Genomic DNA, 26,982 nt, shown 5'->3' with positions numbered 1-26,982 from the left:
GGAAATATATTGGAAAAGAAACGTCAAAATGAGACTCAATCGAATATAGTGTCGTTCATTCCAACAGGCGACTATTATTATAAGAAATCAATTCAAGCAATGAACAGTGGACAAATGAATAAAGCCTATAAATATTTACAGCGTGCGGTAGATTTAAGTCCCGACGATCCAATGATTATCTTGCAGTTAGCCATAGTAGAGTTAGAAGGTCAACGTTTTGAGGAAGCGTATGATCTGCTTCGTCGTGCCTATCAACTTGATCCAGATAATCCAGAAATCATATTTTATATGGCAGAAGTATCAGGATGTGTGGGCATCATGCATGATGCTAAACGCTTTGCAGAAGAATATTTAAAGCTAGAACCTGAGGGTGCTTATGCTGATGAAGCAGCAGAAATATTAGAGTTTGTCGCTTTTGAGCAAGATGATTTTGAAGAGCTTGAAGGATCTGGTGAGGATTTATATCGTCAGGAACAAGCTCGTCGTTGTATGGAAAAGGGAGATTTTCCAGAAGCTATTACTATTTTAGAAGATTTAATTGAAGATCGACCAGCATTTTGGTCAGCCTATAATAATCTAGCACTCGCTTATTTTTATGTTGGAGAAGAAGAGCAAGCTAAGGCGCTCTTGCATACAGTGCTACGTGAAAATAAGGGCAATCTACACGCATTATGCAATTTAACGGTGATTGCGTATTATGAAAAAAATGAAGAGGATTTACAAGAACTGTTAAATGTCCTTGTTAAAATTCAACCCTATACATGGGAGCATCGTTATAAACTTGGTGCGACATTAGCCTTAATCGGACAGTATGAATTAGCCTATAAATGGTTGCGCAGTATGCAAAAGAGAGGCTATTTAGGAGATGCAGGATTTTACTTTTGGTTGTCACATGCTGCCTATTTCTCAGGTCATGAGGAAATTTCGAAAAGTGCGTGGGATCAGCTTCTAGAGCTAGACCCAGACAAAGAGGGCTTCGAACCTTGGCGCCAACAAGAAAATGAATTTGGACTTGATGCGTTGGAGCACGACCGTGATTTTATTGTTGAAAAATTAGAGAGCACGTATACAAGTGAGCGCATTTTTGGTTTGTTTTTACTGAAAGGTACAGCGCATAAGCAAGAAATTATCGCCCATCCGAAATGGATTGATATTGAACAATTAGGCTCTTTTGAGAAATTGTTTTTTGCTTATGCACTTGGACATGAATTTGATAAGAAAAACAAAGTAGAAGCAAGCTTTTTACGGGCAGTACAGGTCTCAGAAATTTTATTAGAACAATATGGAAAGCTATCATCATTAATTGTCCCGATGTTTCAAATGTGGTTTGTGCTATGTGAACAAGCTTTAGTAGAAAATTATCGTTTTACAAATCCAACAGCAATTGCAGGAGCAAATGATTATTTATTCAGATCTTCACAAATGCTCAAAGTGACAAAAAAGGAAATTGCACAGCAATATGGAGTATCGGTATCTACTTTAACGAAGTATATTGACGAAATCTTAACGTTTTTGCCAAACAGTCATAATTAATGTGTGAGCAACATAGTTGAATAACTTTATACTTTCACATACGATGAACATACTAACGCTATCACCAATTTTTCCTTAGCGTCATTGATCTTCTTCTATAGATGACGTTACACTTATTGGTTGAATGAAGATAAAAAGTATTCTGTTTAGGGGGAAGTATTTATGTCGGAAGAAAAAATTTATGATGTAGTAATTATTGGTGCAGGTCCTGCCGGGATGACTGCTGCTGTCTATACATCTCGTGCGAATTTGTCAACATTAATGATTGAACGTGGTATCCCTGGTGGACAAATGGCAAACACAGAAGAAGTAGAAAACTACCCAGGTTTTGAGACAATTTTAGGACCAGAGCTTTCTACAAAAATGTTTGAGCATGCTAAAAAATTTGGTGCTGAATATGCCTATGGTGATGTAACGGAAATCATCGATGGAGAAGAATATAAAACAATTAAATCAGGTGCAAAAGAATATAAAACACGTGCCATTATTATTACAACTGGTGCTGAGTATAAAAAAATGGGCGTGCCTGGTGAAAAAGAACTTGGTGGCCGTGGTGTCAGCTACTGTGCAGTATGTGACGGTGCATTCTTTAAACAAAAAAATCTAGTTGTCGTAGGTGGCGGAGATTCGGCTGTTGAAGAGGGTGTCTATTTAACTCGCTTTGCTGATAAAGTGACAATTGTCCACCGTCGCGATAAATTACGTGCACAAAAAATTCTACAGGATCGTGCCTTTGCCAATGAAAAAATTGATTTCATTTGGAATGCAACTGTAAAAGAAATCAATGAAGCAAATGGTAAAGTTGGCAGTGTAACGCTACAATCAACTGTCGATGGTACGGAATCTGAATTTGCAACAGATGGCGTCTTTGTCTATATTGGTATGTTACCTTTAACTAAACCATTTGAGTCATTAGGCATCTTAAATGATGCTGGCTATATTTTGACAAACGACACGATGGAAACAAAAATCCCAGGTATCTTTGCAGCTGGAGATGTTCGTGAAAAATCACTTCGTCAAATTGTAACAGCAACTGGTGACGGTAGTATTGCCGCGCAAGCTGTTCAACATTATGTAGAAGAGTTATTAGAGAAAATTAATGCCTAACATGGCTATTTTAAGGTAAAAAATACAATTTTAATGTGGTTTTAATATTGCTGTAACTTGTATGACATATAAAAGGTGTATCATTAAAAATGTAATTAGCAATCCCCCTTTTATTTTGTTTAGTAGGTTGTTTCCGCCTCCATTAGGTGGAAGCAACCTACTTTTTTATGTGTAAAAAATCAAATAATCCTATCAGGAAAAACGTAAATTTCGCCCAAGATAAAATGGTTATCTTTGAATAAAACTAAATTGTTAATTGTCTGCGTACAAGAGTTGTAAATGAGGACAAATCTTACAAGGTCTTGTTATAATGAAGAGTAGAATGCAAAAGTGATTAGAGGTGTGCCTATGCAAAGAATTGCAAATTTAATTGCCGTAAAAGACGGTAAAGTATTATTACTTCAGAAACCAAGACGAGGCTGGTATGTAGCGCCAGGAGGGAAAATGGAGAGCGGCGAGTCAATCTTTGAGGCTGCTTTACGTGAGTTTCAAGAAGAGACAAATGTTACACCTTTACATGTTCATTTAAAGGGTGTTTATACGATGGTCATTAAAGAAAACAATGATGTAGTGGATGAATGGATGCTCTATACATTTGTTGCAAAGGATGTAGAAGGTATACCATTCGAAGAAACAAGAGAAGGCAAGCTTGCATGGCACCCAGTAGAGGATTTAGCACATTTGCCAATGGCTGAAGGAGATCGAACTAATTTACAATTTGCTGTTTCGCAATCAGGCATTCAGTATGGCACGTTTGACTATACAACGAATTTTGAATTACTTCATCAGAAAATACAAATTTCAAAAGAACAATAAAGGAGTTGCATGACAGTGGTGGTTGAAGGCCAACAAAGTACACATGAATTGGTTATTATTACAGGAATGTCTGGGGCTGGGAAAACTGTAGCTATTCAAAGCTTTGAGGATTTAGGGTATTACTGTATTGATAATTTACCACCTGCGTTACTTACAACTTTTTTAACTTTACTGAGAGATTCTGGTAAAAACAGTACCCGAATTGCGGCAGTAATGGATATGCGCGGAGGCGACTTTTTTGATGCTCTAATTGGCGCATTGGACCATATACTAAAAGAAGGCGATATTGTTGCTCGTATTTTATTTTTAGATGCAGATGATGCCACATTAGTCAGACGTTATAAAGAAACAAGACGTGCCCATCCATTAGCAGTGAACGGTTTACCTCTAGATGGAATTAAACAGGAACGAGTACTTTTATCTGAAGTAAAGGGCCGTGCTAATTTTGTTTATAACACATCTAATATGAAACCAAAGCAATTGCGTGAAAAAATTGTCAAAGAATTTGCGAGTGAGGCAGATACTATTTTTACCGTTAACATTATGTCCTTTGGCTTTAAACATGGTATGCCGATTGATGCGGACTTAGTGTTTGATGTTCGTTTTCTTAAAAACCCATATTATGTGGAGGAGCTACGTCCAAAAACGGGTCTTCAAACAGAGGTATCTTCTTATGTTTTAGCTTTGGAAGACACGCAAATCCTCATACAAAAACTAACGGATTTATTAGACTTTATGATTCCTCTCTATCGACAAGAGGGCAAATCACAGCTTGTTATTGCTTTTGGTTGTACTGGGGGCCAGCATCGCTCCGTGACATTAGCAGAATTTTTTGGGGCATATTTTGCGGGCAAGGAAAATACGGTTATTACGCATCGTGATATTAATCGTAGAAAGGAATGAGTGAATGGGGAAAAAGCAAACAAAGCTTGTGGTAATTGGTGGTGGCACAGGGCTCTCCACGTTACTTCGCGGGCTGAAGCACCACCCATTTGATATTACTGCTATTGTGACAGTAGCAGATGATGGCGGTTCTTCAGGGCGTTTACGTGATGATTATGATATTCCACCACCTGGGGATGTACGCAATGTAATTGCAGCATTATCAGATATTGAGCCCCTTGTAGAGCAAATGTTTCAATATCGTTTTTCAGCATCTGAAGATTTACGAGGTCATTCCTTAGGGAATTTAATGCTTACGGCACTCACTGACATTACTGGAGATTTCAGTCATGCTATTAGTGAGATGGGAAAGGTTTTAAAAGTTCATGGTCGAGTAATACCAGCTGCTAATAAAAAAATCGCCTTACATGCTGTGCTTGAGGACGGTTCAATTATTGAGGGCGAATCAAAAATCCCGACAGCGACAAAACGCATTAATCGCGTTTTTTTAGTACCTGAAAATGTGCAACCGTTACCAGAAGCTATTCGTGCTATACTTCGTGCCGACTATATTTTAATAGGACCAGGAAGCTTGTATACAAGCATTATTCCGAATTTGCTTGTTAAGGAGATAGGAGAAGCAGTTGTTAAGGCTAAAGGAAGAAAAATATATGTTTGTAATTTAATGACACAAAAGGGTGAAACCATTTCTTATACAGCAGGCGATCATGTAACAGCTATACATAAGCATGTTGGCCATGACTTTATCGATTCCATTTTAGTAAATGATGAAGAACTCCCTAACCCTGTAAAAGAACTGTATAAAGAAGAAAGAGCGGAACCAGTGACATTTGACGTAGCAAAGCTTGAAAGCATGGGATTAGAAGTTATTAAACGAGACATTGCTACAATTCGTCCAGATGGCACGGTTCGGCATAATGCTGCGAATGTTGCAGAATGGCTGGTAGATTATGCTGATATTTACCATCAAAAAGTAAGAGGACCAATAATAGAAACATAATGGCTTTATTGTATATGGTAAGATGAACATATACATAGAAATCAGGATTGAAAGGGGGGCGTGATATGTCTTTTGCTTCTGAAACAAAAAAAGAGTTAACACAAATAGAAGCGGACAATCATTGTATGAAAGCAGAAGTTTCTGCCCTAATTCGTATGAATGGTTCATTATCCTTTGCAAATAAACAACTAAGCTTAGACGTGCAAACCGAAAACGCTGCAATTGCCAGAAGACTATATACGATTATGAAAAAATTGTATCCGTACAATGTGGAATTACTGGTTCGTAAGAAAATGCGACTGAAAAAAAATAATGTGTATATATGCCGTGTAAGAGAAGGTGCGCGTGAGCTGTTAATTGATTTAGAAATCATCTCAGACGACTTTCAATTTAACCATACGATCTCAAGAAAGCTCATTCAAAAGAGTGGCCAAAAAAGAGCTTATTTAAGAGGTGCATTTTTAGCAGGAGGTTCTGTCAATAATCCAGAAACATCAGCTTATCATTTAGAGGTGTATTCTTTATATAAAGAGCATGGTGAAGCATTAATGGATTTGATGAATGAATTTGAACTCAATGCCAAAACAATCGAACGTAAAAAAGGTTTTGTGACTTACTTAAAGGAAGCAGAAAAAATTTCGGATTTCCTTAATATTGTTGGTGCACATCAGGCTATGATGAAATTTGAAGATGTTCGCATATTGCGAGACATGCGCAATAGTGTCAACCGTATTGTAAACTGTGAAACAGCCAACCTAAATAAAACCATTGGTGCAGCATTACGGCAGGTAGAGAATATTCGATTTATTGAAAATTCAATTGGTCTTGATCAACTACCAGAGAAGCTTCGTGAAATAGCACGTCTCCGTGTAGAATACCAAGATGTGACATTAAAAGAGCTTGGTGAAATGGTATCTAGTGGAACGGTTAGTAAATCAGGTGTCAACCATCGATTGAGAAAAATTGATGAGATTGCTGATGCATTAAGGCGCGGTGAAAAAATAGGTGGTTAAGTTATCATACTTTTCAGGTATGAATGTCATGCTAATCGCTTATTGTTCTTTTGCTAGTAAGTGAGGTAAGATAAAACTAATAGATGAACGGTAGTGAAGGGGAGTTTTGAGAATGATTGAGAGAAGAGTCCAGGTTAAATTAAAATTAGGACTACAAGCTAGACAAGCAGCACTATTTGTGCAGGAAGCAAATCGTTTTAGTGCTGATATCTTTCTAGAAAAAGATGAGAAAAAAGTAAATGCCAAATCCATTATGGGTGTCATGAGCTTAGCTGTTGCTAAAGGTACGGAAGTTACTTTAAGTAGTGAAGGTAACGATGCTGAGCAAGCGGTTACAGCATTGGCAACAATTATTGAAAATGAAGATTAACATTCATTGAACACAAAAGGCATCACAGAGCAAATCTGTGATGCCTTTTATTTTTTATTTATTATCGCTACGATGCATAATGTGGTCAATTAAGCCATATTCTTTTGCACGTTCAGCAGTCATGAAGTTATCACGATCTGTGTCTCTTGCAATGACTTCAAGTGGTTGACCTGTGCGTTCAGATAAAATGCCATTTAGTTTTTCACGTAAGAATAAAATACGTTTAGCAGCAATTTCAATTTCTGTCGCTTGACCTTGTGCACCACCTAGTGGTTGGTGAATCATTACTTCAGCATTTGGTAGAGCAAAACGTTTACCAGGTTCACCAGCTGCAAGTAGGAAAGCACCCATTGATGCAGCCATCCCAATACAAATTGTTTGTACCTGTGGTTTAATAATTTGCATTGTGTCATAAATAGCCATACCAGCCGTAATGGATCCGCCAGGTGAGTTAATGTAAAGTGAGATATCTTTATCTGGATCTTCTGCTTGTAGGAAAAGAAGCTGAGCGACAATGGAGTTAGCAACATTGTCATCAATGGCACTTCCTAAAAGGATAATACGGTCTTTAAGTAGACGTGAATAAATGTCATATGCACGCTCACCACGACTTGTTTGTTCAATAACTGTAGGAATTAAATTCATGTTAAATCCTCCTTAAAAAGCTAAATTCGAATACCTTTACTGAAAATTTCCTTTGTATTTCAGCTGTATCCTTATCATACACATTATAGTCAGGGAAGGTCAAATATTAACCCTGCTAAAGTGAAATTAAAAAAAATAAATTGTTTTTGCATTCTATGGTTGAATTATATAGGATGGGCTTGTATAATAATTAAGGTTATAAGTTTAAAGTACAGGACACTATTTTGCAGGTATGCTTCAAATGAGGGTTATCTACATCATGCTTTTCGTAAGCCTAGAGTGAGTACTTTTTTTTTGTGTCTTTTGCCCTCGTGGTGTAATGGATAACACGTAAGATTCCGGTTCTTGCACTGGGGGTTCGATTCCCTCCGAGGGCGCCATTTTACTGATGAATTGATATACTGTAATAGCTCATCTCCTAATAAGTAGTTTAGCAGCCTGCTTACTGGAGATCGAGAGGAAGAATAACGTGAATACTGTCCTAGTTGGCATTATTCCCCTATTTATTCCTTTCAAACCTTCAAAAAAGCAATAACTCCAAATTATTTTTTAGTGAACATACTGTACGTGAGACTAGCAATAGTCGAAAAAAAAGAATCCTATCTGAGGGGATTCTTTTTTTTTGCCTAAATTTATCGAAATTTGGCATGGTTCTCATTGTATATATATTAGTTTTAGGTTTAATTTCTTGTGATTTATACATGTTTTTTCAAATTATATGAATTAATTATAAATTTATATGAAAAAATATTTAGTTTTATGCGAAAAGTTGTTGTCTAAATACTATATTGTTAATATAATTGACCTAATAGTCTAACATTTCCGAATTGCGAAAAATAATACGTATTTTGGAAAATTATCGAACTAGGGGGAAATACAATGAAAAAAACAGGTTGGATGTTACTGATGATTATCGCAGCATTAACATTAGCACTTGCAGGATGTGGTACAAAAGATGATGCTTCTTCTGGTAGTACACCTTCAGAAGACGGCGGAGATGGCAAGAAAGTATACAAAGTTGGTACTGAGGCCACTTTTGCACCATTTGAATCTGTTGACGATTCAGGGAAAATTGTAGGGATTGATGTCGATATTTTACAAGCTATTGCAGATGAAATGGACTTTGAAGTTGAGTGGAATAATATCGGGTGGGAACCAGTTTTCCAAACAATTAAAAATGGTGAAACAAATATCGGAGCTTCAGGAATCACAATTACTGAAGAGCGTAAAGAATCATTTGATTTCACAGAACCATACTATGAGTCTCAATTATTAATTGTTGTGAAAGAAGATTCAAAAATCAAATCTCTTGATGAATTAAAAGATAAAAAAGTATCAGTACAAATTAATGCTACTGGTCATATGGCGGCGAAAAAGCTACAAGGGGAAGCAAGTACAAATATTATGGCATTTGAAAGTCAGCCAATTGCGATTCAAGAGATGCTAAATGGTAATGTTGATGCAGCTATCGGAGATAATGCGGTAGTTTATGAATATATGAAAGCTCATCCAGATCAAAAACTAAAAGTAATTGAAGATGACGCATTCGACAAAGAATACTATGGCTTCATGGTTCAAAAAGGGAATAAAGAATTGTTAGATAAATTAAATGAAGGTCTTAAAAAGATTAAAGAAAACGGTAAATTAAAAGAAATTACGGGCACTGATTTTGAGTAACAAATGAATGACATGATGCTACTAACATAGTAATTTTGCTAGCGGCTCATTTATTATTCGTAATTTAAAGGGGAATGGGGTTTTCGGATGGACATCTTTGACTTACGCTGGGACATTGTCTGGAACTACCGAGATATGTTTATACGAGGTATTGGCGTAACACTTATTTTGACACTTAGTGGTTATTTTGGCGGTATTCTATTAGGGCTATTTTTAGGTCTTGGAAAATTATCGAGTAAAAAATGGATTTATTGGCCATCTAAACTATATATTGATTTATTCCGTGGAACACCGATGCTTGTACAAATCTTGTTAATTCACTTAGCAGTTATTCCAACAATTTTTGGTCATTCTTTAGGTTATATGGTATCGGGGATTACAGCGCTTATTTTAAACTGTGCTGCTTACAATGCAGAAATTTTCCGTGCAGGGATTCAAAGTATTGCAAAAGGGCAAATGGAGGCTGCACGCTCTCTTGGGTTAACACATAATCAAGCGATGCGTAAGGTCATTTTACCTCAAGCATTTAGACGTATGATCCCACCATTAGGGAATGAATTCATCGCATTATTAAAAGATTCATCACTCGTAACAGTTATTGCCGCACCAGATATTTTATATGCTAGTAAGGTAGTAGCTGGTGCAAGCTTCCGCTTCTGGGAACCGTATATCGTTGCAGCATTATTGTATTTAGTTTTAACATATGGTGTAACAAAAGTTGTAGCATTTATCGAGAAACGATTTAGCAATAGTTATGTCCCTCGTAAAGCTAAGGTAGAAGGGCGGGAAGCAAGATGATAAAAATTGAAAACCTACACAAGTACTTTGGCAAGCTTGAAGTATTAAAAGGAATCGATTATGAAATTCAAGAAAAACAAGTTGTCTGTGTCATTGGGCCATCTGGATCAGGAAAAAGTACATTTCTACGATGCATTAATATGTTAGAAGAAGTAACAGATGGTGCTATTTATATTGAAAATGTAAAGATTAATGATCCTAAAACGAATATCAATGAAATACGTGCAGAAGTGGGCATGGTGTTTCAACAATTTAACTTATTCCCGCATATGACTGTTATCGATAATGTCACGATGGCACCTATGCAAATTCGTAAAATGAGTCGTGCAAACGCAGAAGAACTAGGACATGAGCTATTAAAAAAAGTTGGACTCGATAGCAAGGCCTATAATTATCCTGAGCAGCTATCGGGTGGTCAACAGCAGCGTGTGGCAATTGCTCGTGCCTTAGCTATGAAGCCAAAAGCTATTTTATTTGACGAGCCAACTTCAGCACTTGACCCTGAAATGGTAAAAGAGGTGCTAGATGTTATGAAAAATCTAGCGGCTGAAGGGATGACAATGGTGGTTGTGACGCATGAAATGGGCTTTGCTCGTGAAGTAGGCGATCGAGTAGTCTTTATGGATGGAGGCTATATCGTAGAAGAAGGTTCTCCAGAGGAACTATTCGGCAATCCACAAAGCGATCGAACAAAGGCGTTTTTAGGAAAAGTATTATAAAGCTGAAAAAGCGAACGACATGCTCGTTCGCTTTTTTGTGCTAAAAAAAGTAGTCCATGATGAGTATTCACCATGGACTGTTCTTATTTAATGAAGGGGATTAGATGTTGTGTCGTATGCATTTAGCATCGTTTGCATATCCTGTTGGGAGTACTGAGGCACCTGATAATAGCCGTGTTTATTTTGATAAATGGATAATTCGTATCCCATTTCAATGCAGTTAGGAATACTATCTGCAACAACGCGACGAACAACAGGGTTTGTTGTCTCCAACGCAGCGGTTGTCATACATTTTGCTGCGCCTTTTTGAGCACCAAGTAAGAATCCAGAAATGGCTTCATCATTTATTTCATTAGCATTTTGCATTGGCTTTTTCGGTTGACCAGGATTTAAGCCATATTTGAAGTCATTTCCTGTTTCCATTTGGTAACGTCCTGTTGGAACAGATGGATCGTGCCCTGTTTTAAAGGACTCTACGATTGTATTATACATACCTAGAGTGAAATTATATTGACGATCCAAAATGTTGAGTAATTCAGGGTCTTTTACATGGGGACGCAAAATAATGGCTTGGTTCATACCTGCAATAATTTCGCCAATTGTTTCATGCATGTCCATCATTTCATGGCCACCATGATTTAGGCTATGCTGTTGGTTGAAATTTGTTTGATTGGATGATTCGTTGTAAAACGATTGTGACAAAAAAAACGCCTCCTCAATAATTTTTTGTTGCAGTATTTAGTATGTCGAGTCAATTCAATTTCATACGGTATAAATGTAAAGGTAAAAATGTAGACTAATGATAGAAGGAAAAGCAAGTCAAGGAGGCTTAAAATTGAAAAAGTTGCTTGGACCAATTGGAATAATTGTCATTATTCTTGTTGTAATCGCCTTATTATTCATACCTAAATATAATAGCCTGGTGACAGCCGAGGAAAATGTTGATTCTAAATGGGCACAAGTTGAAAATCAGCTCCAACGTCGCTATGATTTGATTCCCAATCTGGTGGAATCTGTGAAAGGCTATGCCAATCATGAGCAAGAGGTGATAACGAGTATTACGGAGGCACGTGCACAAATGGGGAGTGCAAGCTCACCAGAGGAGCAAGCTGTCGCCAATGATGCATTAACGGGCGCTCTTAGTCGTTTACTAGTCGTTGTGGAAAATTATCCAAACTTAAAAGCAGATGCAAACTTCCGTCAGTTAATGGATGAGCTAGCAGGTACTGAAAATCGCCTAGCGGTAGCACGTGAGGATTACAATAATGAGGTGCAGCAATTCAATAAACATGTTAAACGTTTTCCTGGTAATTTGATGGCAGGGATGTTTGGCTTCGAACAAAAAGAATACTTTAAAGCCGCAACAGGAGCTGACAAAGCACCATCTATCAACTTTAGTCAATCAGGTACACATTAATGAAACGTTGCATTGTACAGATGATCATCGTTTGTTCGGTGCTTCTTTTTTTCTCGGATATAACGAAAGCAGCTATGCCGTCACCCATGAAAAATACGTATATACATGACTTTGCCAATGTAATTTCAGCGAATGTCAAAGAAGAGTTAAATCATTATTCAGAGCAATTGGATCAAGGTACGGGTGCTGAAATCATGGTAGTCACAGTTGATAGTCTTCATGGACAAGAGCCAAAGATGTATGCAACAAAATTGATTCGGTCATGGGGCATAGGTGATAAGGAGAAAAATAACGGTGTCTTGATTTTAGCTACTTTTGGTCAAGGGGAAGGGAATAACGACGTTGTAATCGCTGTGGGCCAGGGCTTAGAAGGAGCATTACCAGATGGTAAATTAGGACGCATTTTAGATAATGCCTTTTATCCTTCGGCAAGTACGGGTAATTTAGATCAAGCTTTCCAAGCGACCTATACTGAAGTTTTTCGAGCTGTTGCCCAAGAGTATAATTGGAGCGGTGAATTACCAGCACATACAACCGAAGGGGAAGACATGCCCACTTGGTTAATTATCTTAATCATTATCGTTGTCATTATTATTTATTCGTTCTTTTCGAAAGGTGGCGGAGGTCCTCGCAGTGGAGGCTATGGAGGCTATCCAGGTAGCTTTGGTGGAGGACGTTCAAGTAGAGGTGGCTTTGGCGGCTTTGGTGGAGGATCTTCCGCCGGCGGAGGAGCAAGCCGGAAATTTTAATAGGGGTAGTGGCGAACTAATTTGTTTAGTTCGCTTTCATTATGAATCAATTAAATTCTCTCAATTATTGACAATAATGCTAGAATTGTTATAATTTAAATGTATCGACAATCGATATAACGTAAACTGATATAGGGAGGAATCATTTTTGAAAAAAAGATTTTTATCCGCATCGTTAGCAATTATTTTAACAACCTCTATAGTTATACCTGCAACAATGCAAGAAGTTCGTGCGGCCAACGAAACAACTAGCACCGTGATAGCACAAGAAGAACGTTTGACAGCGCAGGAATTTTTGAATTTAGCTGTAACAACTTTAACATTCCAGCACGGCTCAGATTCAATGCGTCAACAAATTATTGATAAATGGGTAAAGGCTGGGGAATTCACAGATTTAAGTTTGACGATTAAACATGATGAAGCGGCTCGAATTTTAGTAAGAGCGTTAAATAAAGAAGAAAAAGAGGCTTCACTTGCTGAGTATTTAGAGAAAGCCAATAAAATTGGTTTATTTAATGGCCTATCATTAAGTAGTGAAGCAATATCAAAACAAGATGCAGTAAAAATTTTAAACAATGCAAAACAAGAAAAAAATGGTTCCAATCATGAAGGTGTAAAGGAAATTTCAGTTGAAGACTTTATGAAGAATCCTGGGAACTTTGGTTATGAACTTTCACCTGATGGCAATTACATTACTTTTTCCTCTGCTTGGGAGAACAGATCCAATGTTTTCGTGAAAAAGATGAATGATGATAGTGAGCCCGTTCGTGTTTCTAATTCAAAAGATCGTGATGTTGCAGGATTTTTCTGGAAAGATAATAATTTACTATATTTAAAGGATAAAGGTGGAGATGAAAACTTCCATATTTATTCTACGACATTTAATAGCGCTGAGGAAAAAGATTTAACACCATATCCAAACGTCACAGTTGGCATATTAAGTGGTCTGCAAGGTGTTAAAGATGAAATACTTATTATGATGAATAAGGAAGATGCAACAGTTTTTGATGTCTACAAACTGAATGTAAAGACTGGTGAAACAACTCATGTTGCAAAAAATCCTGGTAATATTACGAGCTGGCTAGCAGATCGCAATGGCAATGTGCGAATTGCCGTAGCTTCAGATGGTGTGGAAGGAACGATTCTTTATAGAGATTCGGAAAAGGATGAATTCAAGCCATTTATTGAAATGGAAGCTGGCGATGAAGTAATGCCACTAGCATTTTCTAAAGACAATCAATACATTTATGCTACATCAAATAAAGGTAGAGACAAAGTAGAAGTGGTGAAATACGACTTAAAAGGTAATGAAGAAGTCATTATGTCTAATGATCAAGTAGATGTTTCAGGTGTCTTATATAGTGCTGAACACGATAAATTGCTATATGGTGCATATATAACAGATAAACCACATTATCAATTCTTTGACGAGAACTTTGAAAAGCTTTTCCGTAAAATTCAAAGCAAGCTGAATGTGCATGAAAGTGAGCTTGGTATCAATGATTACAATAAAGAAATGACAAAATTTATTGTGAGTGTTTCAAGTGATACTGTCTATGGAAAATATTATTACTACGACTCAACAACAGATGAATTAACAGAATTGGCCACTTTAAGTCCTTGGTTAAATCCGAATGAACTTGCTGAAATGCACCCAATTTCTTATAAGAGCCGAGATGGTTTAACAATTAATGGCTATTTAACTTTACCGAAAAATAAAGAAGTGAAAGATCTCCCTCTTATTGTCAATCCACATGGTGGGCCATGGGCACGTGATATGTGGGGCTTCAATCCAGAAGTACAATTGTTAGCTAATCGTGGCTATGCAGTGCTACAGGTGAATTTCCGTTCATCAACTGGCTATGGTAAAGAGTTCCTTCAAGCTGGAAATAAGCAATGGGGTCTGAAAATTCAAGATGATATTACAGATGGTGTCCAATGGGCAATTGACCAAGGCATTGCAGACCCTGATCGCATCGGTATTTATGGTGCATCATTTGGAGGTTATGCAACATTAGCTGGTATTACGTATACGCCTGATTTATATGCTGCAGCAGTTGATTATGTAGGGGTATCTAACATATTCACATTATTAAATACCATCCCACCTTACTGGGAAACTATGCGTAACATGTTTTATGAGCGCGTAGGTCACCCAGAGAAGGACAAAGAATTATTAACAGCTGTTTCACCTGTTTTCCATGCAGATAAAATCAAAACACCATTATTTGTCGCTCAAGGTGCAAATGACCCACGTGTGAACAAAGCAGAATCCGATCAAATTGTGGAAGCCTTACGTGCTAGAGGTGTGGATGTAGAATACATGCTAAAAGATAATGAAGGACATGGCTTCGCTAACGAAGAAAATAGAATTGAATTCTATAATGCCATGGTGAAATTTTTCGATAGTCATTTAAAATAATCTGAAACGAAAGGCATTGATGTGTAGCTTGCTCACAATCAATGCCTTTTTAATTACATAAGGTGAATAGAGTTTGTCTAGCGTTTCTTACGATCAAATGGAGAAATATACAGAGCCAGTTCCTCAATACCATTATAAATTTATTGTTCATCCACTCGAGAAATACTGAAACGAATAAGATTATGCTTTTTAAATTCTGGTAAAAACATTCTAGAGGCGTCATCCATCAAAATATAAATCGTCAATGAATAGTAGCCATAACTTCATTGTACTTTCGTTTATAATAAAGATGGGAGGTGCTATCTATGAAGATTAAATTTTTTAGTCGGGCAAATTGTCCTTTATGTGTAGAAGGATTACAGACATTAAAGCTTGCTCAGGAAGATGTTCCCTTTGAAATTGATGTGATTGATATTGAGCAAGATGATCGCATACATGAAAAATATATGCTAATGATTCCTGTAGTTGAAAAGGATGGTGTCGTAATCCAGTATGGTAATTTAGATTATGCCACCTTGATGGAGCAATTAGGCAGTTAATTTACTGAATGTATAAAAGGTTATTAACGGAAAAAATGACTCTATTGTTAGCTGTAATTCTCACAATTCACAAATTGTTCAATGAAAGCGTTTTGAATTTGAACAGTTTGTGAAGACCTTCACATTAGACTTTCTTTTCATAAAAAACGGAGTAGAATAGGTATCAAGTAAGAAGTTGTTATAAAACAGTTTAGCGAATGTATCACAAATTTTAGTGGTTGTTATATTACAAAAATGAATGATGTGAAGGGAGATTTTACAATGTGGGTTATTACAGTATTTGAGAAAAAGGATGTTCGTATTTTTGAATTTACAAATAAAAGTGAAGCAACAAAAGCTTTAGAAGGTTTTAAAAAGAACGCGATTTTATCTTTCACTAAATAAATAAGTACAACAAAGTCTCGTAGCCATGTTGAAGGCTATGAGGCTTTTTTTAATATAAACAATTCAACTACTTGCACTTTAAAACAATGCATATTATAATAAAAGCATAAGTGGGACACAAAATAATTGAGTGGGATAAAAATAAACCCACAACTATTAGTTAAGGGAGTAGATAGATATGTTAACTGTTCCAGAGGCACAGCAAAGGCTACTTCCTGAAATGTATCCGCTTCTGCAATCAAGATATCGAATTTTGCAAGCCGTTCAACTTATGCAACCAATCGGACGACGTGCGCTAGCCGATTCACTGAAAATGACAGAAAGAGAAATACGTAAAGAAACTGATATTTTACGTGAACAAGGGTTATTAGATGCGCAAAAGTCGGGTATGGTATGTACAGATGATGGTGAAATAGTCATTGAAAAATTAAGAGTCATCGTTTACGAATGGTCTGGTTTAACACAGCTTGCAAAAGTGCTCGAAAACCATTTTGGCATCCAGCGTGTAGTCGTAGTTCCTGGTGATTACAATGAGGATCATACAATCCTGACCATGCTAGGCAAAGAAGCGGCATTGCAATTTATGTCAACTGCTTTTGATGAGCAAGTAGTAGCTGTCACTGGTGGAAAATCTGTTGCCTCTCTTGCACAGTTTTTACATCCTTTAGACGGACAAAAGGATATCACTTTTGTAGCTGCACGCGGTGGGATTGGACATGAAATGCAAATGCAGGCCAATACACTTGTTGCAACATTTGCCATGCAGATGGAGGCACAGTACCGTACTTTATTTTTACCAGAGCATTTAAGTGAGCAAGCTTATCAAGCGATGTTAACAGAGCCGATGGTAACAGAAATGATGGCATTCTACGATCAAGCAGATTGCGTCATTCACGGGATTGGCTCCGCAGAGGAAATGGCGATTCGTCGTAATTCATCTCCAGAGGATTTGCGAATTCTTGAGGAGAAAGGCGCTGTAAGTGAAGCATTTGGCTATTATTTTAATGCTAATGGTGAAATTGTTCATCGTATACGTACGATTGGTATTCAACTTGAGCAGGTACAAAATAGCCAGCAAGTCATTGCAGTTGCAGCAGGAAAACAAAAGGTCAATGCAATGCTTTCTTATTTTAAAGTAGCACCTAAGCAAACCATATTTGTAACAGATGAAGCAGCAGCCAAAGCAATTGCTGCCCAATTATCTTCTATAGAAAATAAGCATCTTGAATGATGGTAAAGTATCAAACATGTCACTCGATCTCAGAAAGTGCTAGAACACTTTTTGAATGAGCATAAAGTAAATTTTGATGTCTCTATTCATAGAGACAGACAATACACATTATTGGAGGAATTAACAATGGCATTAAAATTAGCGATTAATGGATTTGGACGTATTGGACGTTTAGTATTTCGTGAGGCAATGAAGCATGATGAAATTGAAGTAGTAGCCGTAAACGACTTAACAGATGCTGGTCAGCTTGCGCACTTATTGAAATATGATTCAGTACACGGTATCTATGATGCTGAAGTCAATGCAGATGAAGATTCTTTCGTAGTAAATGGCCAACGTGTAAAAGTATATGCTGAAAAAGATCCTGCACAATTACCATGGGGCGAATTAAGCGTAGACGTAGTGCTTGAATGTACTGGTCGATTCCGTTCAATGGAAGAAGTAGGCAAGCATATTGAAGCAGGCGCGAAAAAAGCCATTCTATCGGCACCAGCAAAAGGGGCAATGCCTACATTTGTTATGGGTGTAAACCATGAGGATTATAACCCAGCAACTGATGATGTAATCTCCAATGCTTCTTGTACAACAAACTGTCTTGCACCAGTAGCTAAAGTACTTGATGAGAAATTTGGCATTGAACGCGGTATGATGACAACAATTCACTCTTATACAAATGACCAACGAATTCTAGACTTCCCACACTCTGATCCACGTCGTGCACGTGCTGGGGCGGTTTCTATGATTCCAACAACAACGGGTGCAGCAGTAGCAGTATCAAAAGTATTACCACAATTAAAAGGTAAGCTAGATGGCTTCTCTATGCGTGTGCCAACACCTAACGTATCATGTGTTGACTTAGTTGTGGAGCTAAAAGCAGATGTATCGAAAGAAACGATTAATGCAGCATTAAAAGAAGCTTCTGAAAATGAATTAAAAGGCATTTTAGATTACAATGAGCTACCATTAGTATCAATCGATTATAACGGTAACCATCATTCTTCTACTGTAGATGGTCTTTCAACAATGGTATTAGAAAACAAAATGGTGAAGGTTTTAGCTTGGTACGATAACGAAATTGGTTACTCTACTCGCTTAATGGACCTAGCTTTATACATTGCTGAACAAGGATTAAACCATAAATAAGTATCATATTTCGACATTTTGAGTAAAAAGTGTGACATATTACTGCTTTTTATGCACAAAAAGTATAGCCTTTATAATATCGAATAGATATAATATACAAGGGTATTGGGAGTAAGGGATAACCCTTACTCCTTTTTTAACTAGATTCAGCAGAAAACGCCCACCTCCATAGGTGGTGAGATGAATACACAAATTACTCTCTTTGATTCATTGGGTGTCCAGACATAGACTGAATCAAGATAAAAGCCCCAGCAGATGTACAGATTTTGAAGAGGGGCTTTTAGAGCAAGCTCGAAAAATTACACTAAGGCGTAATTGATACATGGTGATTGCAAGACATAGAAGGTAACTTTTGCTACTATAAAAACAAGTATTAGGGTTCATTATCAAAAGTTGGAGAATCATAATCACACTAGATAGTGACCCTGAAAAAGTACCAAAATGACTTTTCAATTTAGTAAGCATGGTGTAGAGCCAAGATGGGTAAAACACAAGGGTGTAAGACTAAAACAAATTTTGAAGGGAGTTTCTTCATGTTAAATAAGAAAACAATGAAAGATATTGATGTAAAGGGTCAACGCGTTTTTGTACGTGTAGATTTTAATGTGCCAATGGCAGATGGTGCTATTACGGATGAGACACGTATTCGTGCAGCTATTCCTACAATTGAGTATTTAGTAGAGCAGGGTGCTAAAGTTATTCTAGCTTCTCACTTAGGTCGTCCAAAGGGTGAAGTAAAAGAAGACATGCGTTTAACAGCTGTTGGCATTCGCTTAGCTGAATTAATGGGCAAGCCTGTTACGAAGCTTGATGAATCCATTGGGCAAGCGGTGGAAGAAGCCGTTGCAAACATGCAAGATGGAGATATTCTATTGCTTGAAAATGTACGCTTCCATGCTGGTGAAGAGAAAAATGACCCGACATTAGCACAGCAATTTGCTCAGCTAGCAGATATTTATGTCAATGATGCTTTTGGGGCAGCCCATCGAGCACATGCTTCTACAGAAGGAATTGCTAAGCATATTCCAGCTGTATCTGGATTCCTAATGCAAAAGGAATTAGATGTACTAGGTAAGGCCTTGTCTAACCCTGAGCATCCATTTACAGCCATTATTGGTGGTGCCAAAGTAAAAGATAAAATTGGTGTTATTGAAAGCCTGTTAGAGAAAGTAGATCACTTAATTATCGGTGGAGGTTTATCCTTTACATTTATTAAGGCACAAGGCCATGATATCGGTAAATCATTGTTAGAAGAAGATAAAATTGAACTAGCAAAGTCCTTTATTGAAAAGGCAAAAGTAAAAGGCGTGCAATTACATATGCCAGTCGATGCTGTTGTGGCAAATGAATTTTCACAGGATGCTGAAACACAAATCGTCGATGTAGATGCTATTCCAGCTGATTGGATGGGCCTAGATATTGGTCCAAAAACAGCTGCAAACTATGCAGAAGTTATTAAAAACTCTAAATTAATCATTTGGAATGGGCCAATGGGTGTCTTTGAAATGGACAAATTTGCAAACGGCACAAAAACAGTTGCTGATGCAATGGCAACAACTGCAGGCTACACGGTAATCGGTGGCGGTGATTCGGCAGCGGCAGTTGAAAAATTTGAAGTAGCAGATAAGATGGATCATATTTCTACAGGTGGCGGTGCTTCCTTAGAATTAATGGAAGGCAAAGAGCTTCCAGGGATTGTAGCACTAAACGATAAATAAGCTAATCGGAGGCAAAATGATGCGTAAACCAATTATTGCAGGTAACTGGAAAATGTTTAAAACATTTGAAGAAGCTATTCAATTTGTAGATGCTGTACAGGAAAAACTTCCTTCCAATGACAAAGTAGATGCTGTTATTTGCGCACCAGCTCTTTACCTACCTACACTTGTGCAAGTTGCTAGTGAATCAGAGCTGGCGATTGGTGCACAAACAATGCACTATGAAAATGAAGGTGCTTTTACTGGTGAAATTAGTCCAGCACAGCTAGCAAGTGTAGATGTTGACTATGTCATTTTAGGGCACTCAGAACGTCGCGAATACTACAATGAGACAGACGAAGCGATTAATAAAAAGGTAGCAGCAGCACTTGCACATACTATCGTACCTATTATTTGCTGTGGTGAAACGCTAGAGGAACGTGAAGCTGGCACAACAGAGCAAAAAGTTGCTGGTCAAATTAAAGCGGCACTTGCTGGGTTTGAAGCACAGCAAGTAGAGCATATGGTCATTGCATATGAACCGATTTGGGCGATTGGTACTGGTAAAACTGCTACGGCAGACGATGCAAACCAAGTATGTGGAGCGATTCGAGCAGTAATCGAAGAGCTATATAATGCTGAAACTGCGAATGCTGTGCGCATTCAATATGGCGGTAGTGTGAAGCCTGATAACATTCAGGAGCTTTTATCGAAAGAACATATTGATGGTGCTTTAGTTGGTGGAGCAAGCTTACAACCAGAATCTTATTTAACATTATTGGAGGCGGCAGCAAATGCCTAAAAAGCCAGTAGCATTAATTATTTTAGATGGCTTTGCATTTCGAGATGAAACATTCGGGAATGCAGTAGCACAGGCGAATAAGCCAAATTTCGATCGATATTGGAACCAATTCCCTCATGCGACATTAACAGCAGCGGGAGAAGCCGTTGGATTACCTGAAGGACAGATGGGAAATTCCGAGGTGGGGCACTTAAACATCGGTGCTGGACGTATTGTTTACCAAAGCTTGACACGCTTAAATAAATCCATTCGTGATGGAGATTTCTTTACGAATCAAGCCTTTTTAGATGCAGTAGCACATGTTAAAGCTCATCAGTCAAAGCTACATGTTATGGGCTTATTGTCAGACGGTGGTGTTCATAGTCATTATGAGCATATGTTTGCGCTATTAAAACTAGCTAAACAGCAGGGATTAGATGAAGTTTATATACATGGCTTCTTAGATGGTCGTGATGTTGGTCCAACAACGGCATTAGACTATATCGAAGAAACAGAAAAGCAAATGGCTGAAATAGGCATAGGGCAATTTGCTTCGATTCATGGACGTTACTATGCAATGGATCGTGATAAACGTTGGGATCGTGTTGCGCTCACTTATAATGTACTGGTGGATGGCGTTGGTCAAACAGCAGAAAGTGCCAAAAGTGGTGTAGCAGCATCCTATGAACGTGAAGTTACAGATGAATTTGTCATTCCATTTAGCATTCAAGAGCACGGTGAGCCAGTAGCAACAATTGGCGATCATGATGCAGTGATTTTCTTTAACTTCCGTCCTGATCGTGCGATTCAGCTATCAAAAGTGTTTACAAATGAAGCATTCGATGGTTTTGCAATATCTGCAAAGCATCCAAAGAATTTAAAATTTGTGTCCTTCACACATTATAGTGATGAAGTCAACGCACAGGTTGCTTATGAAAATGACAACTTGAAAAATACAATTGGTGAAGTATTAGCGACGAATGGGAAAACACAGTTGCGCATTGCGGAAACTGAAAAATATCCACATGTTACATTCTTTATGAGTGGTGGACGTGAGGAAAAATTCCCAGGTGAAGAACGAATTTTAATTGCTTCTCCAAAGGTGGCGACATACGATTTAAAACCTGAAATGTCTGCTTATGAGGTGACAGAAGCCTTACTTGCAGAAATTGCGGCTGAAAAATTTGATGGCATTATTCTTAACTTTGCCAACCCTGATATGGTTGGTCATAGTGGAATGCTGGAGCCAACAATTAAAGCCATTGAAGCAGTAGATGAATGCTTAGGGAAAGTAGTAGATGCGCTCCTTGTAAAAGGTGGTGCAGCTATTATTACAGCTGACCATGGCAACTCTGATGAAGTGTTAACTTTAGCAGGTGAGCCAATGACAGCTCATACAACAAATCCTGTTCCAGTAATTGTGACAAAACCAAATATAATGTTAAGAAATGATGGTATTTTAGCCGATTTAGCGCCAACCATGTTAGAATTATTACAGGTGTCACAGCCTACTGAAATGACAGGACAATCATTAATTGAAAAAGAGGAGAATTAATTATGCCATTTATTACACAAGTTTATGCGCGCGAAGTTTTAGACTCACGTGGGAACCCAACAGTAGAGGTTGAAGTATTTACAGAATCAGGCGCATTTGGCCGCGCAATCGTACCATCAGGTGCATCAACAGGTGAATACGAAGCGGTAGAATTACGCGATGGTGACAAATCTCGTTACCTAGGCAAAGGTGTATTAAAAGCAGTTGAAAATGTAAACACAATTATTGCGGAAGAATTAGAAGGTAACTATTCTGTTCTTGATCAAGTTGTCATTGACAAAGCTTTAATCGAGCTAGATGGCACAGAAAACAAAGGCAAGCTAGGTGCCAACGCAATTCTAGGTGTATCCATGGCAGTCGCACATGCTGCGGCAGATTATTTAGATGTACCTCTTTATCAATATCTTGGTGGGTTCAACTCTAAACAATTACCAGTACCAATGATGAACATCCTAAATGGTGGTGCTCACGCAGATAACAATGTAGACATTCAGGAATTCATGGTTATGCCTGTTGGTGCAGAATCTTTCCGTCATGCAGTACGCATCGGTGCTGAAATTTTCCATAGCCTAAAGGCTGTTCTAAAAGCAAAAGGCTACAACACAGCAGTAGGTGATGAAGGTGGTTTCGCACCAAACCTTGGCTCTAACGAAGAAGCGATTACAGTGATCTTAGAAGCGATTGAAAAAGCGGGCTACAAACCAGGTGAAGAAGTGAAACTTGCAATGGACGTAGCATCCTCTGAACTATTCAATAAAGAAGATGGCAAATACCACTTAGATGGTGAAGGCGTTGTAAAAACTTCTGAAGAAATGGTTGATTGGTACGAAGAGTTAACAAACAAATATCCAATCATTTCAATTGAAGATGGCTTAGACGAAAATGACTGGGCTGGACACAAGCTATTAACAGACCGTATCGGCAGTCGCGTACAATTAGTAGGTGATGACCTATTTGTAACAAATACAAAAAAATTATCAGCTGGTATTGAGCAAGGCGTAGGAAATGCTATCCTGATCAAAGTAAACCAAATCGGTACGTTAACTGAAACATTTGAAGCAATTGAAATGGCGAAACGTGCAGGCTACACAGCGGTTATTTCTCACCGTTCTGGTGAATCAGAAGATGCAACAATTGCTGATATCGCTGTTGCAACAAATGCTGGTCAAATTAAAACAGGTGCTCCATCACGTACAGACCGTGTAGCTAAATACAACCAACTTCTTCGCATTGAAGATCAACTTGGTTCAACAGCAGAGTATCTTGGTTTAAATTCATTCTATAATATAAAATAAGCATTTGATTTAAGAAAAAATGCTTTGAACTTAGTAATACACAACCTTTTTATACAATTTGAACTATGTTGTACATTTAGGTGAATTTAGCAATACGTATGTATTGTTTCAACCTCTAATTTATAAGTGTGATAAACACTTGTAGATTGGGGGTTTTTTATTTGCTTATCAAAGATATATTAAAAGAATTTACATGCTAATTACTGATTAAAATTATTCAATTAGAACAACAGAAACTTATAACTACAATACAACTCACTTCATTCAATATCTGGACGAGTTTCATGAGGTGAATGAAATTGAAGACGTTTCTACAGTTCATGTAAAAAAATATATTCAACATCAATTAAATCTTGGTAAAAAGGCAACTTACATTAACACTGTAATTAAATCGTTGAGGTCGTTTTACACGTATTTGGTGGCGAAAGAATATGTCACATTAAACATCATGGCACGCACCGAATCGTTGTGTGATGAAAGGTATGCACATTACGCACACCCTTGGTGAAAAGGATACGAATAGTAATGAGAAGGTTCGTAACATTATTCAGACCCTTGGAGGGAGTCGCAAAACACGACCCCCTTGTAAAAACGTTATGTACTTAGCAAAATGCTAGATACCTCAGTAGTGTTTACGCATGGAGGTACTCTCCTCTATAGAGAGCACCTATGATGGACTTACCTATATTAACGCATACAAAATTGTATCAGTTGTATTTAATCAACGAACGCAATTTTGCGTTGGTTAACATGCTGTATACAATGTATATACCATTATCTAAGAATAGTGTTTGTACTATAGTTTTTCATTGAACCTTGTTTCAAGATTCTGTTATTATTATCCTAATTACATAATATAAACCAATACATAATTGCATAATGATATAAATTACAAGGAGGAGTTAATAACATGAAGAGAAAAACAAAATCTGCAATTGTTATCATTGCAGTATTGGTCATTTTTGGAGGGATTTTTGGTTACATTAAATCCACCGAACAAATGGAAAAACCTGTTGCCAAAAAAGAAAGAGCCACTATAACTGTTGACGGAGTAGCGCTTGAAGATAAAAAAGTTACAAAAGAAGAATTGCTTTATCCTGACAATTTAATGGAAATAAAAGTAAGTGAAACCATCCATAGCATGTCTCACCAAAAAGTGAAAGCTGCTTCTCAATGGGGTCGTGAGCGAATAACACAAGAAAAAGTTGACCGATTGTTAACTGTAGTTAAAATGAACGATTATAAATATAAAGATCTTTACATTTCAATATTGGAAAGATGGTCGAAAGGTGATTTTTCAAACGCCGTTGACGACCATAACAAAATTTGGGAAATGCAAGGTGGCGATGACACAACAAATTCAGGAAGAGCAACTCGTTTATTATCGCCCGAGGAAGAAGAGCAGTATATTGAACAATTTTACACAGATGAAAAATAGGTGAGCCTTTGAATTGTATGTAAATTTTTCTGTTTGTTATCATTAATTTTTATTACACAAAATCCACCAATTACTAAGATACAAAAAAATTATCAGTGGAGAGTTTTATTTATGAATGAAGAAAGACCGCTAACAGACTAAGAATTTTATCATTTAATTATCACTTTGAACGCAAAAGCCTATGGATTGAAGAACGTGTACAAAAAGAGTTTGGCGATTCAACTATTCATGCGAGGTCACAAGTTGGACCATACAATGCGGAACAAGCGAAATCCGAAATTTCAAGTTTTTGTGTTCACTAAGACTCCCAAATTTATTGTAGACCTCATATAATTGACCATAATAAATCAAGGTTCATGCTCAGGTGCTCCATCACGTACAGACCGTGTAGTAAAATACAACCAATTTCTTCACATTGAAGATCAACTTGGTTCCACAGCTGAGTACCTTGGTTTACAATCGTTCTACAACCTTAAATAATAGACAAAAAATACCTCAAAGTATGTATACCCTAAGCAGTCTAGTATAATAAAGAAAAATAGAGGGGGATAGAGATATGGGGATTATCCAATCATTAGAAGAGACGTTGCCGATTTTTCATGAAGTCTTTAAGAAGGAAATAGCAATGACTATTAATTGTGCAGAGGAAAGAAAAGTCCTGTTTGTATTAGAGGGGACAAGAGTCAAAACGAATTTACAAGTAGGGACTATTCTTGAGGATACACCTGATTTTCATAGTGTCACAAAAGGACAAATTTTAAAGCGTAGCATTCCAAAAGAGTATTTTGGGATTGCAATGAATAGTGAGCTTTATCCTGTGCGTGAAAATGGTAAAGTTGTAGCCGTATTAAGCCTAATCTTCCCAGTTGATGCGCAAGAAAAAGTGGAAGGTTTTATGGGCAGTTTGCAAGCTATTATTCAAGAACTCCAAATTAAAGTACATACGATTGCTGCACATTCTGAAGAATTGTCTGCAACGAGTGAAACTATTACAGAAAAATCTCGACATGCCTTAGAAAATTCTTCTCGTTCTAATGAAGTAACAGATTTTATTAAAACGATTTCGAGACAGACCAACTTACTGGGCTTAAATGCCTCGATTGAAGCGGCACGAGCAGGCCAATACGGTGCAGGTTTCAACATCGTAGCGCAAGAGGTAAGGAAGCTTTCTAGTGAGACAGCTACAGCAACAGAGCAAATTGAAACCTCTCTTAAAACGATTACGAGTAATATTCAAGCACTTATGGAAAGCATGGAGCAAATTGAAGCAGCCTCAAATGATCAGGCAGAGCAGGTTCAACAATTTAGTGAAGCCATTGAAAAACTAAATGATATAAGTGAGCAAATGGCGGTTTACATAAAAGGTCTCTTACGATAATAAGAAAGGACAGTCTAGTAATGCTAGACTGTCCTCATATTGTTGAAAAACAAAACCATCAATAGAATTTTTGTGAAAGGTGAAAATGGTTTCCGTTGCAGGCTACTTGCTTTCCTGTGGGCGAGCGCCGAGCCGCTTCCTCCGCTATCGCTTCGTGCAGGGGCTCGCCTGTCTCGCTATCCCACGGGAGTCAAGTAGCCTTCCACTTCAACCTACAAAAGTGTTACCTTTTTAGCAAAAGTTTTCAAATAAAGTAAAGGTGTTCACTACTCTTTATGGAGGGGTGTTGGCACGCATCACTTCTCCACATTGAAAATAAAAATCCTATCCCCCCTAAGAATACAGATATTGGGCTATTTGATTGCTATGCTA

General features: G+C 37.6%; 26 protein-coding genes, 1 tRNA gene and 1 pseudogene. 26 read left to right on the top strand and 2 right to left on the bottom strand.

What is annotated here, in order from left to right; translation table 11 throughout:
• Window positions 1–9 precede the first annotated feature (9 nt).
• From ACEVFT_RS16750 to ACEVFT_RS16720, 7 genes are all read left to right on the top strand, one after another.
• Entirely contained in the window at window positions 10–1,533 is a 1,524-nt protein-coding gene (locus tag ACEVFT_RS16750; protein WP_393950794.1) for a tetratricopeptide repeat protein, read from the top strand.
• A 162-nt stretch (window positions 1,534–1,695) separates the two neighbouring features.
• A complete protein-coding gene (gene trxB / locus ACEVFT_RS16745) occupies window positions 1,696–2,640 on the top strand; it encodes a thioredoxin-disulfide reductase (protein WP_036078816.1) in 945 nt (314 codons plus the stop codon).
• A gap of 348 nt (window positions 2,641–2,988) precedes the next feature.
• Window positions 2,989–3,456, top strand: coding sequence for an NUDIX hydrolase (locus tag ACEVFT_RS16740; protein WP_342441534.1), 468 nt, complete (start codon window positions 2,989–2,991; stop codon window positions 3,454–3,456).
• Between the two features lie 9 nt (window positions 3,457–3,465).
• A complete protein-coding gene (rapZ, locus tag ACEVFT_RS16735) occupies window positions 3,466–4,359 on the top strand; it encodes an RNase adapter RapZ (RefSeq protein WP_054549566.1) in 894 nt (297 codons plus the stop codon).
• A 4-nt stretch (window positions 4,360–4,363) separates the two neighbouring features.
• Entirely contained in the window at window positions 4,364–5,359 is a 996-nt protein-coding gene (locus tag ACEVFT_RS16730) for a gluconeogenesis factor YvcK family protein (protein WP_205445432.1), read from the top strand.
• 65 nt (window positions 5,360–5,424) lie between these two features.
• Window positions 5,425–6,372 (top strand): DNA-binding protein WhiA, encoded by a 948-nt coding sequence (gene whiA / locus ACEVFT_RS16725; protein ID WP_004228019.1) that lies wholly within the window; start codon window positions 5,425–5,427, stop codon window positions 6,370–6,372.
• A 112-nt stretch (window positions 6,373–6,484) separates the two neighbouring features.
• Complete coding sequence (locus ACEVFT_RS16720; RefSeq protein WP_004228023.1) at window positions 6,485–6,742, top strand: HPr family phosphocarrier protein; 258 nt, start codon at window positions 6,485–6,487, stop codon at window positions 6,740–6,742.
• Window positions 6,743–6,796: 54 nt separating this feature from the next.
• Here the strand turns inward: ACEVFT_RS16720 and clpP are convergent, their stop codons facing one another.
• Window positions 6,797–7,387: an ATP-dependent Clp endopeptidase proteolytic subunit ClpP gene (gene clpP / locus ACEVFT_RS16715; RefSeq protein WP_004228025.1), complete on the bottom strand. Its 591-nt coding sequence runs from the start codon at window positions 7,385–7,387 to the stop codon at window positions 6,797–6,799.
• A 305-nt stretch (window positions 7,388–7,692) separates the two neighbouring features.
• Between clpP and ACEVFT_RS16710 the strand changes: the two genes are divergently transcribed.
• The 4 genes from ACEVFT_RS16710 to ACEVFT_RS16695 all read left to right on the top strand — a co-directional run bounded on the left by ACEVFT_RS16710 (window position 7,693) and on the right by ACEVFT_RS16695 (window position 10,581).
• Window positions 7,693–7,767: transfer RNA gene (locus ACEVFT_RS16710), tRNA-Arg, on the top strand.
• A gap of 499 nt (window positions 7,768–8,266) precedes the next feature.
• Window positions 8,267–9,064 (top strand): basic amino acid ABC transporter substrate-binding protein, encoded by a 798-nt coding sequence (locus ACEVFT_RS16705; protein ID WP_205445430.1) that lies wholly within the window; start codon window positions 8,267–8,269, stop codon window positions 9,062–9,064.
• A gap of 87 nt (window positions 9,065–9,151) precedes the next feature.
• Entirely contained in the window at window positions 9,152–9,862 is a 711-nt protein-coding gene (locus tag ACEVFT_RS16700) for an amino acid ABC transporter permease (protein ID WP_205445428.1), read from the top strand.
• A complete protein-coding gene (locus ACEVFT_RS16695; RefSeq protein ID WP_205445427.1) occupies window positions 9,859–10,581 on the top strand; it encodes an amino acid ABC transporter ATP-binding protein in 723 nt (240 codons plus the stop codon). The genes ACEVFT_RS16700 and ACEVFT_RS16695 overlap by 4 nt, the downstream gene beginning before the upstream one ends.
• Before the next feature lie 87 nt (window positions 10,582–10,668).
• Here the strand turns inward: ACEVFT_RS16695 and ACEVFT_RS16690 are convergent, their stop codons facing one another.
• Complete coding sequence (locus ACEVFT_RS16690; RefSeq protein WP_205445425.1) at window positions 10,669–11,283, bottom strand: spore coat protein; 615 nt, start codon at window positions 11,281–11,283, stop codon at window positions 10,669–10,671.
• A 133-nt stretch (window positions 11,284–11,416) separates the two neighbouring features.
• Between ACEVFT_RS16690 and ACEVFT_RS16685 the strand changes: the two genes are divergently transcribed.
• From ACEVFT_RS16685 to ACEVFT_RS16615, 15 genes and pseudogenes are all read left to right on the top strand, one after another.
• The gene (locus ACEVFT_RS16685; protein ID WP_393950793.1) at window positions 11,417–11,998 is read left to right on the top strand and encodes a LemA family protein; all 582 of its coding nucleotides are present in this window, start codon (window positions 11,417–11,419) and stop codon (window positions 11,996–11,998) included.
• Complete coding sequence (locus ACEVFT_RS16680; RefSeq protein WP_393950792.1) at window positions 11,998–12,747, top strand: TPM domain-containing protein; 750 nt, start codon at window positions 11,998–12,000, stop codon at window positions 12,745–12,747. The genes ACEVFT_RS16685 and ACEVFT_RS16680 overlap by 1 nt, the downstream gene beginning before the upstream one ends.
• Window positions 12,748–12,895: 148 nt before the next feature.
• On the top strand, window positions 12,896–15,169 hold the full coding sequence (locus ACEVFT_RS16675; protein WP_393950791.1) for a S9 family peptidase: 2,274 nt from the start codon (window positions 12,896–12,898) through the stop codon (window positions 15,167–15,169).
• 305 nt (window positions 15,170–15,474) lie between these two features.
• The gene (locus tag ACEVFT_RS16670; protein WP_393950790.1) at window positions 15,475–15,708 is read left to right on the top strand and encodes a glutaredoxin family protein; all 234 of its coding nucleotides are present in this window, start codon (window positions 15,475–15,477) and stop codon (window positions 15,706–15,708) included.
• A 261-nt stretch (window positions 15,709–15,969) separates the two neighbouring features.
• Window positions 15,970–16,092 carry a hypothetical protein gene (locus ACEVFT_RS16665; protein WP_255358808.1) on the top strand — a complete coding sequence of 41 codons (123 nt, stop codon included), beginning with the start codon at window positions 15,970–15,972 and terminating at the stop codon, window positions 16,090–16,092.
• Between the two features lie 178 nt (window positions 16,093–16,270).
• Window positions 16,271–17,323 (top strand): sugar-binding transcriptional regulator, encoded by a 1,053-nt coding sequence (locus tag ACEVFT_RS16660; RefSeq protein ID WP_205445415.1) that lies wholly within the window; start codon window positions 16,271–16,273, stop codon window positions 17,321–17,323.
• A gap of 126 nt (window positions 17,324–17,449) precedes the next feature.
• Window positions 17,450–18,466 carry a type I glyceraldehyde-3-phosphate dehydrogenase gene (gene gap, locus ACEVFT_RS16655; protein ID WP_393950789.1) on the top strand — a complete coding sequence of 339 codons (1,017 nt, stop codon included), beginning with the start codon at window positions 17,450–17,452 and terminating at the stop codon, window positions 18,464–18,466.
• A gap of 533 nt (window positions 18,467–18,999) precedes the next feature.
• Entirely contained in the window at window positions 19,000–20,184 is a 1,185-nt protein-coding gene (locus ACEVFT_RS16650; RefSeq protein WP_393950788.1) for a phosphoglycerate kinase, read from the top strand.
• A gap of 19 nt (window positions 20,185–20,203) precedes the next feature.
• Window positions 20,204–20,965, top strand: coding sequence for a triose-phosphate isomerase (tpiA, locus tag ACEVFT_RS16645; protein ID WP_205445410.1), 762 nt, complete (start codon window positions 20,204–20,206; stop codon window positions 20,963–20,965).
• Window positions 20,958–22,499: a 2,3-bisphosphoglycerate-independent phosphoglycerate mutase gene (gene gpmI, locus ACEVFT_RS16640; RefSeq protein ID WP_393950787.1), complete on the top strand. Its 1,542-nt coding sequence runs from the start codon at window positions 20,958–20,960 to the stop codon at window positions 22,497–22,499. The genes tpiA and gpmI overlap by 8 nt, the downstream gene beginning before the upstream one ends.
• A 2-nt stretch (window positions 22,500–22,501) precedes the next feature.
• Window positions 22,502–23,794: a phosphopyruvate hydratase gene (gene eno / locus ACEVFT_RS16635; protein WP_205445407.1), complete on the top strand. Its 1,293-nt coding sequence runs from the start codon at window positions 22,502–22,504 to the stop codon at window positions 23,792–23,794.
• A 220-nt stretch (window positions 23,795–24,014) separates the two neighbouring features.
• Entirely contained in the window at window positions 24,015–24,302 is a 288-nt protein-coding gene (locus ACEVFT_RS16630; RefSeq protein ID WP_393950800.1) for a site-specific integrase, read from the top strand.
• A 402-nt stretch (window positions 24,303–24,704) separates the two neighbouring features.
• Window positions 24,705–25,232, top strand: coding sequence for a DUF6241 domain-containing protein (locus tag ACEVFT_RS16625; RefSeq protein WP_393950786.1), 528 nt, complete (start codon window positions 24,705–24,707; stop codon window positions 25,230–25,232).
• A gap of 360 nt (window positions 25,233–25,592) precedes the next feature.
• Window positions 25,593–25,712, top strand: a pseudogene (locus ACEVFT_RS16620) (hypothetical protein); the annotation flags it as partial.
• Window positions 25,713–25,788: 76 nt separating this feature from the next.
• Window positions 25,789–26,610: a methyl-accepting chemotaxis protein gene (locus tag ACEVFT_RS16615; protein ID WP_393950785.1), complete on the top strand. Its 822-nt coding sequence runs from the start codon at window positions 25,789–25,791 to the stop codon at window positions 26,608–26,610.
• Window positions 26,611–26,982: the final 372 nt, after the last annotated feature.

Origin of the sequence: Lysinibacillus sp. PWR01 (assembly GCF_043359455.1) — a bacterium.
GTDB classification, from domain to species: Bacteria; Bacillota; Bacilli; order Bacillales_A; family Planococcaceae; genus Lysinibacillus; species Lysinibacillus fusiformis_F.
The sequence above is the reverse complement of the archived record's forward strand: the minus strand, read 5'-3'. Positions and strand labels throughout refer to the sequence as shown.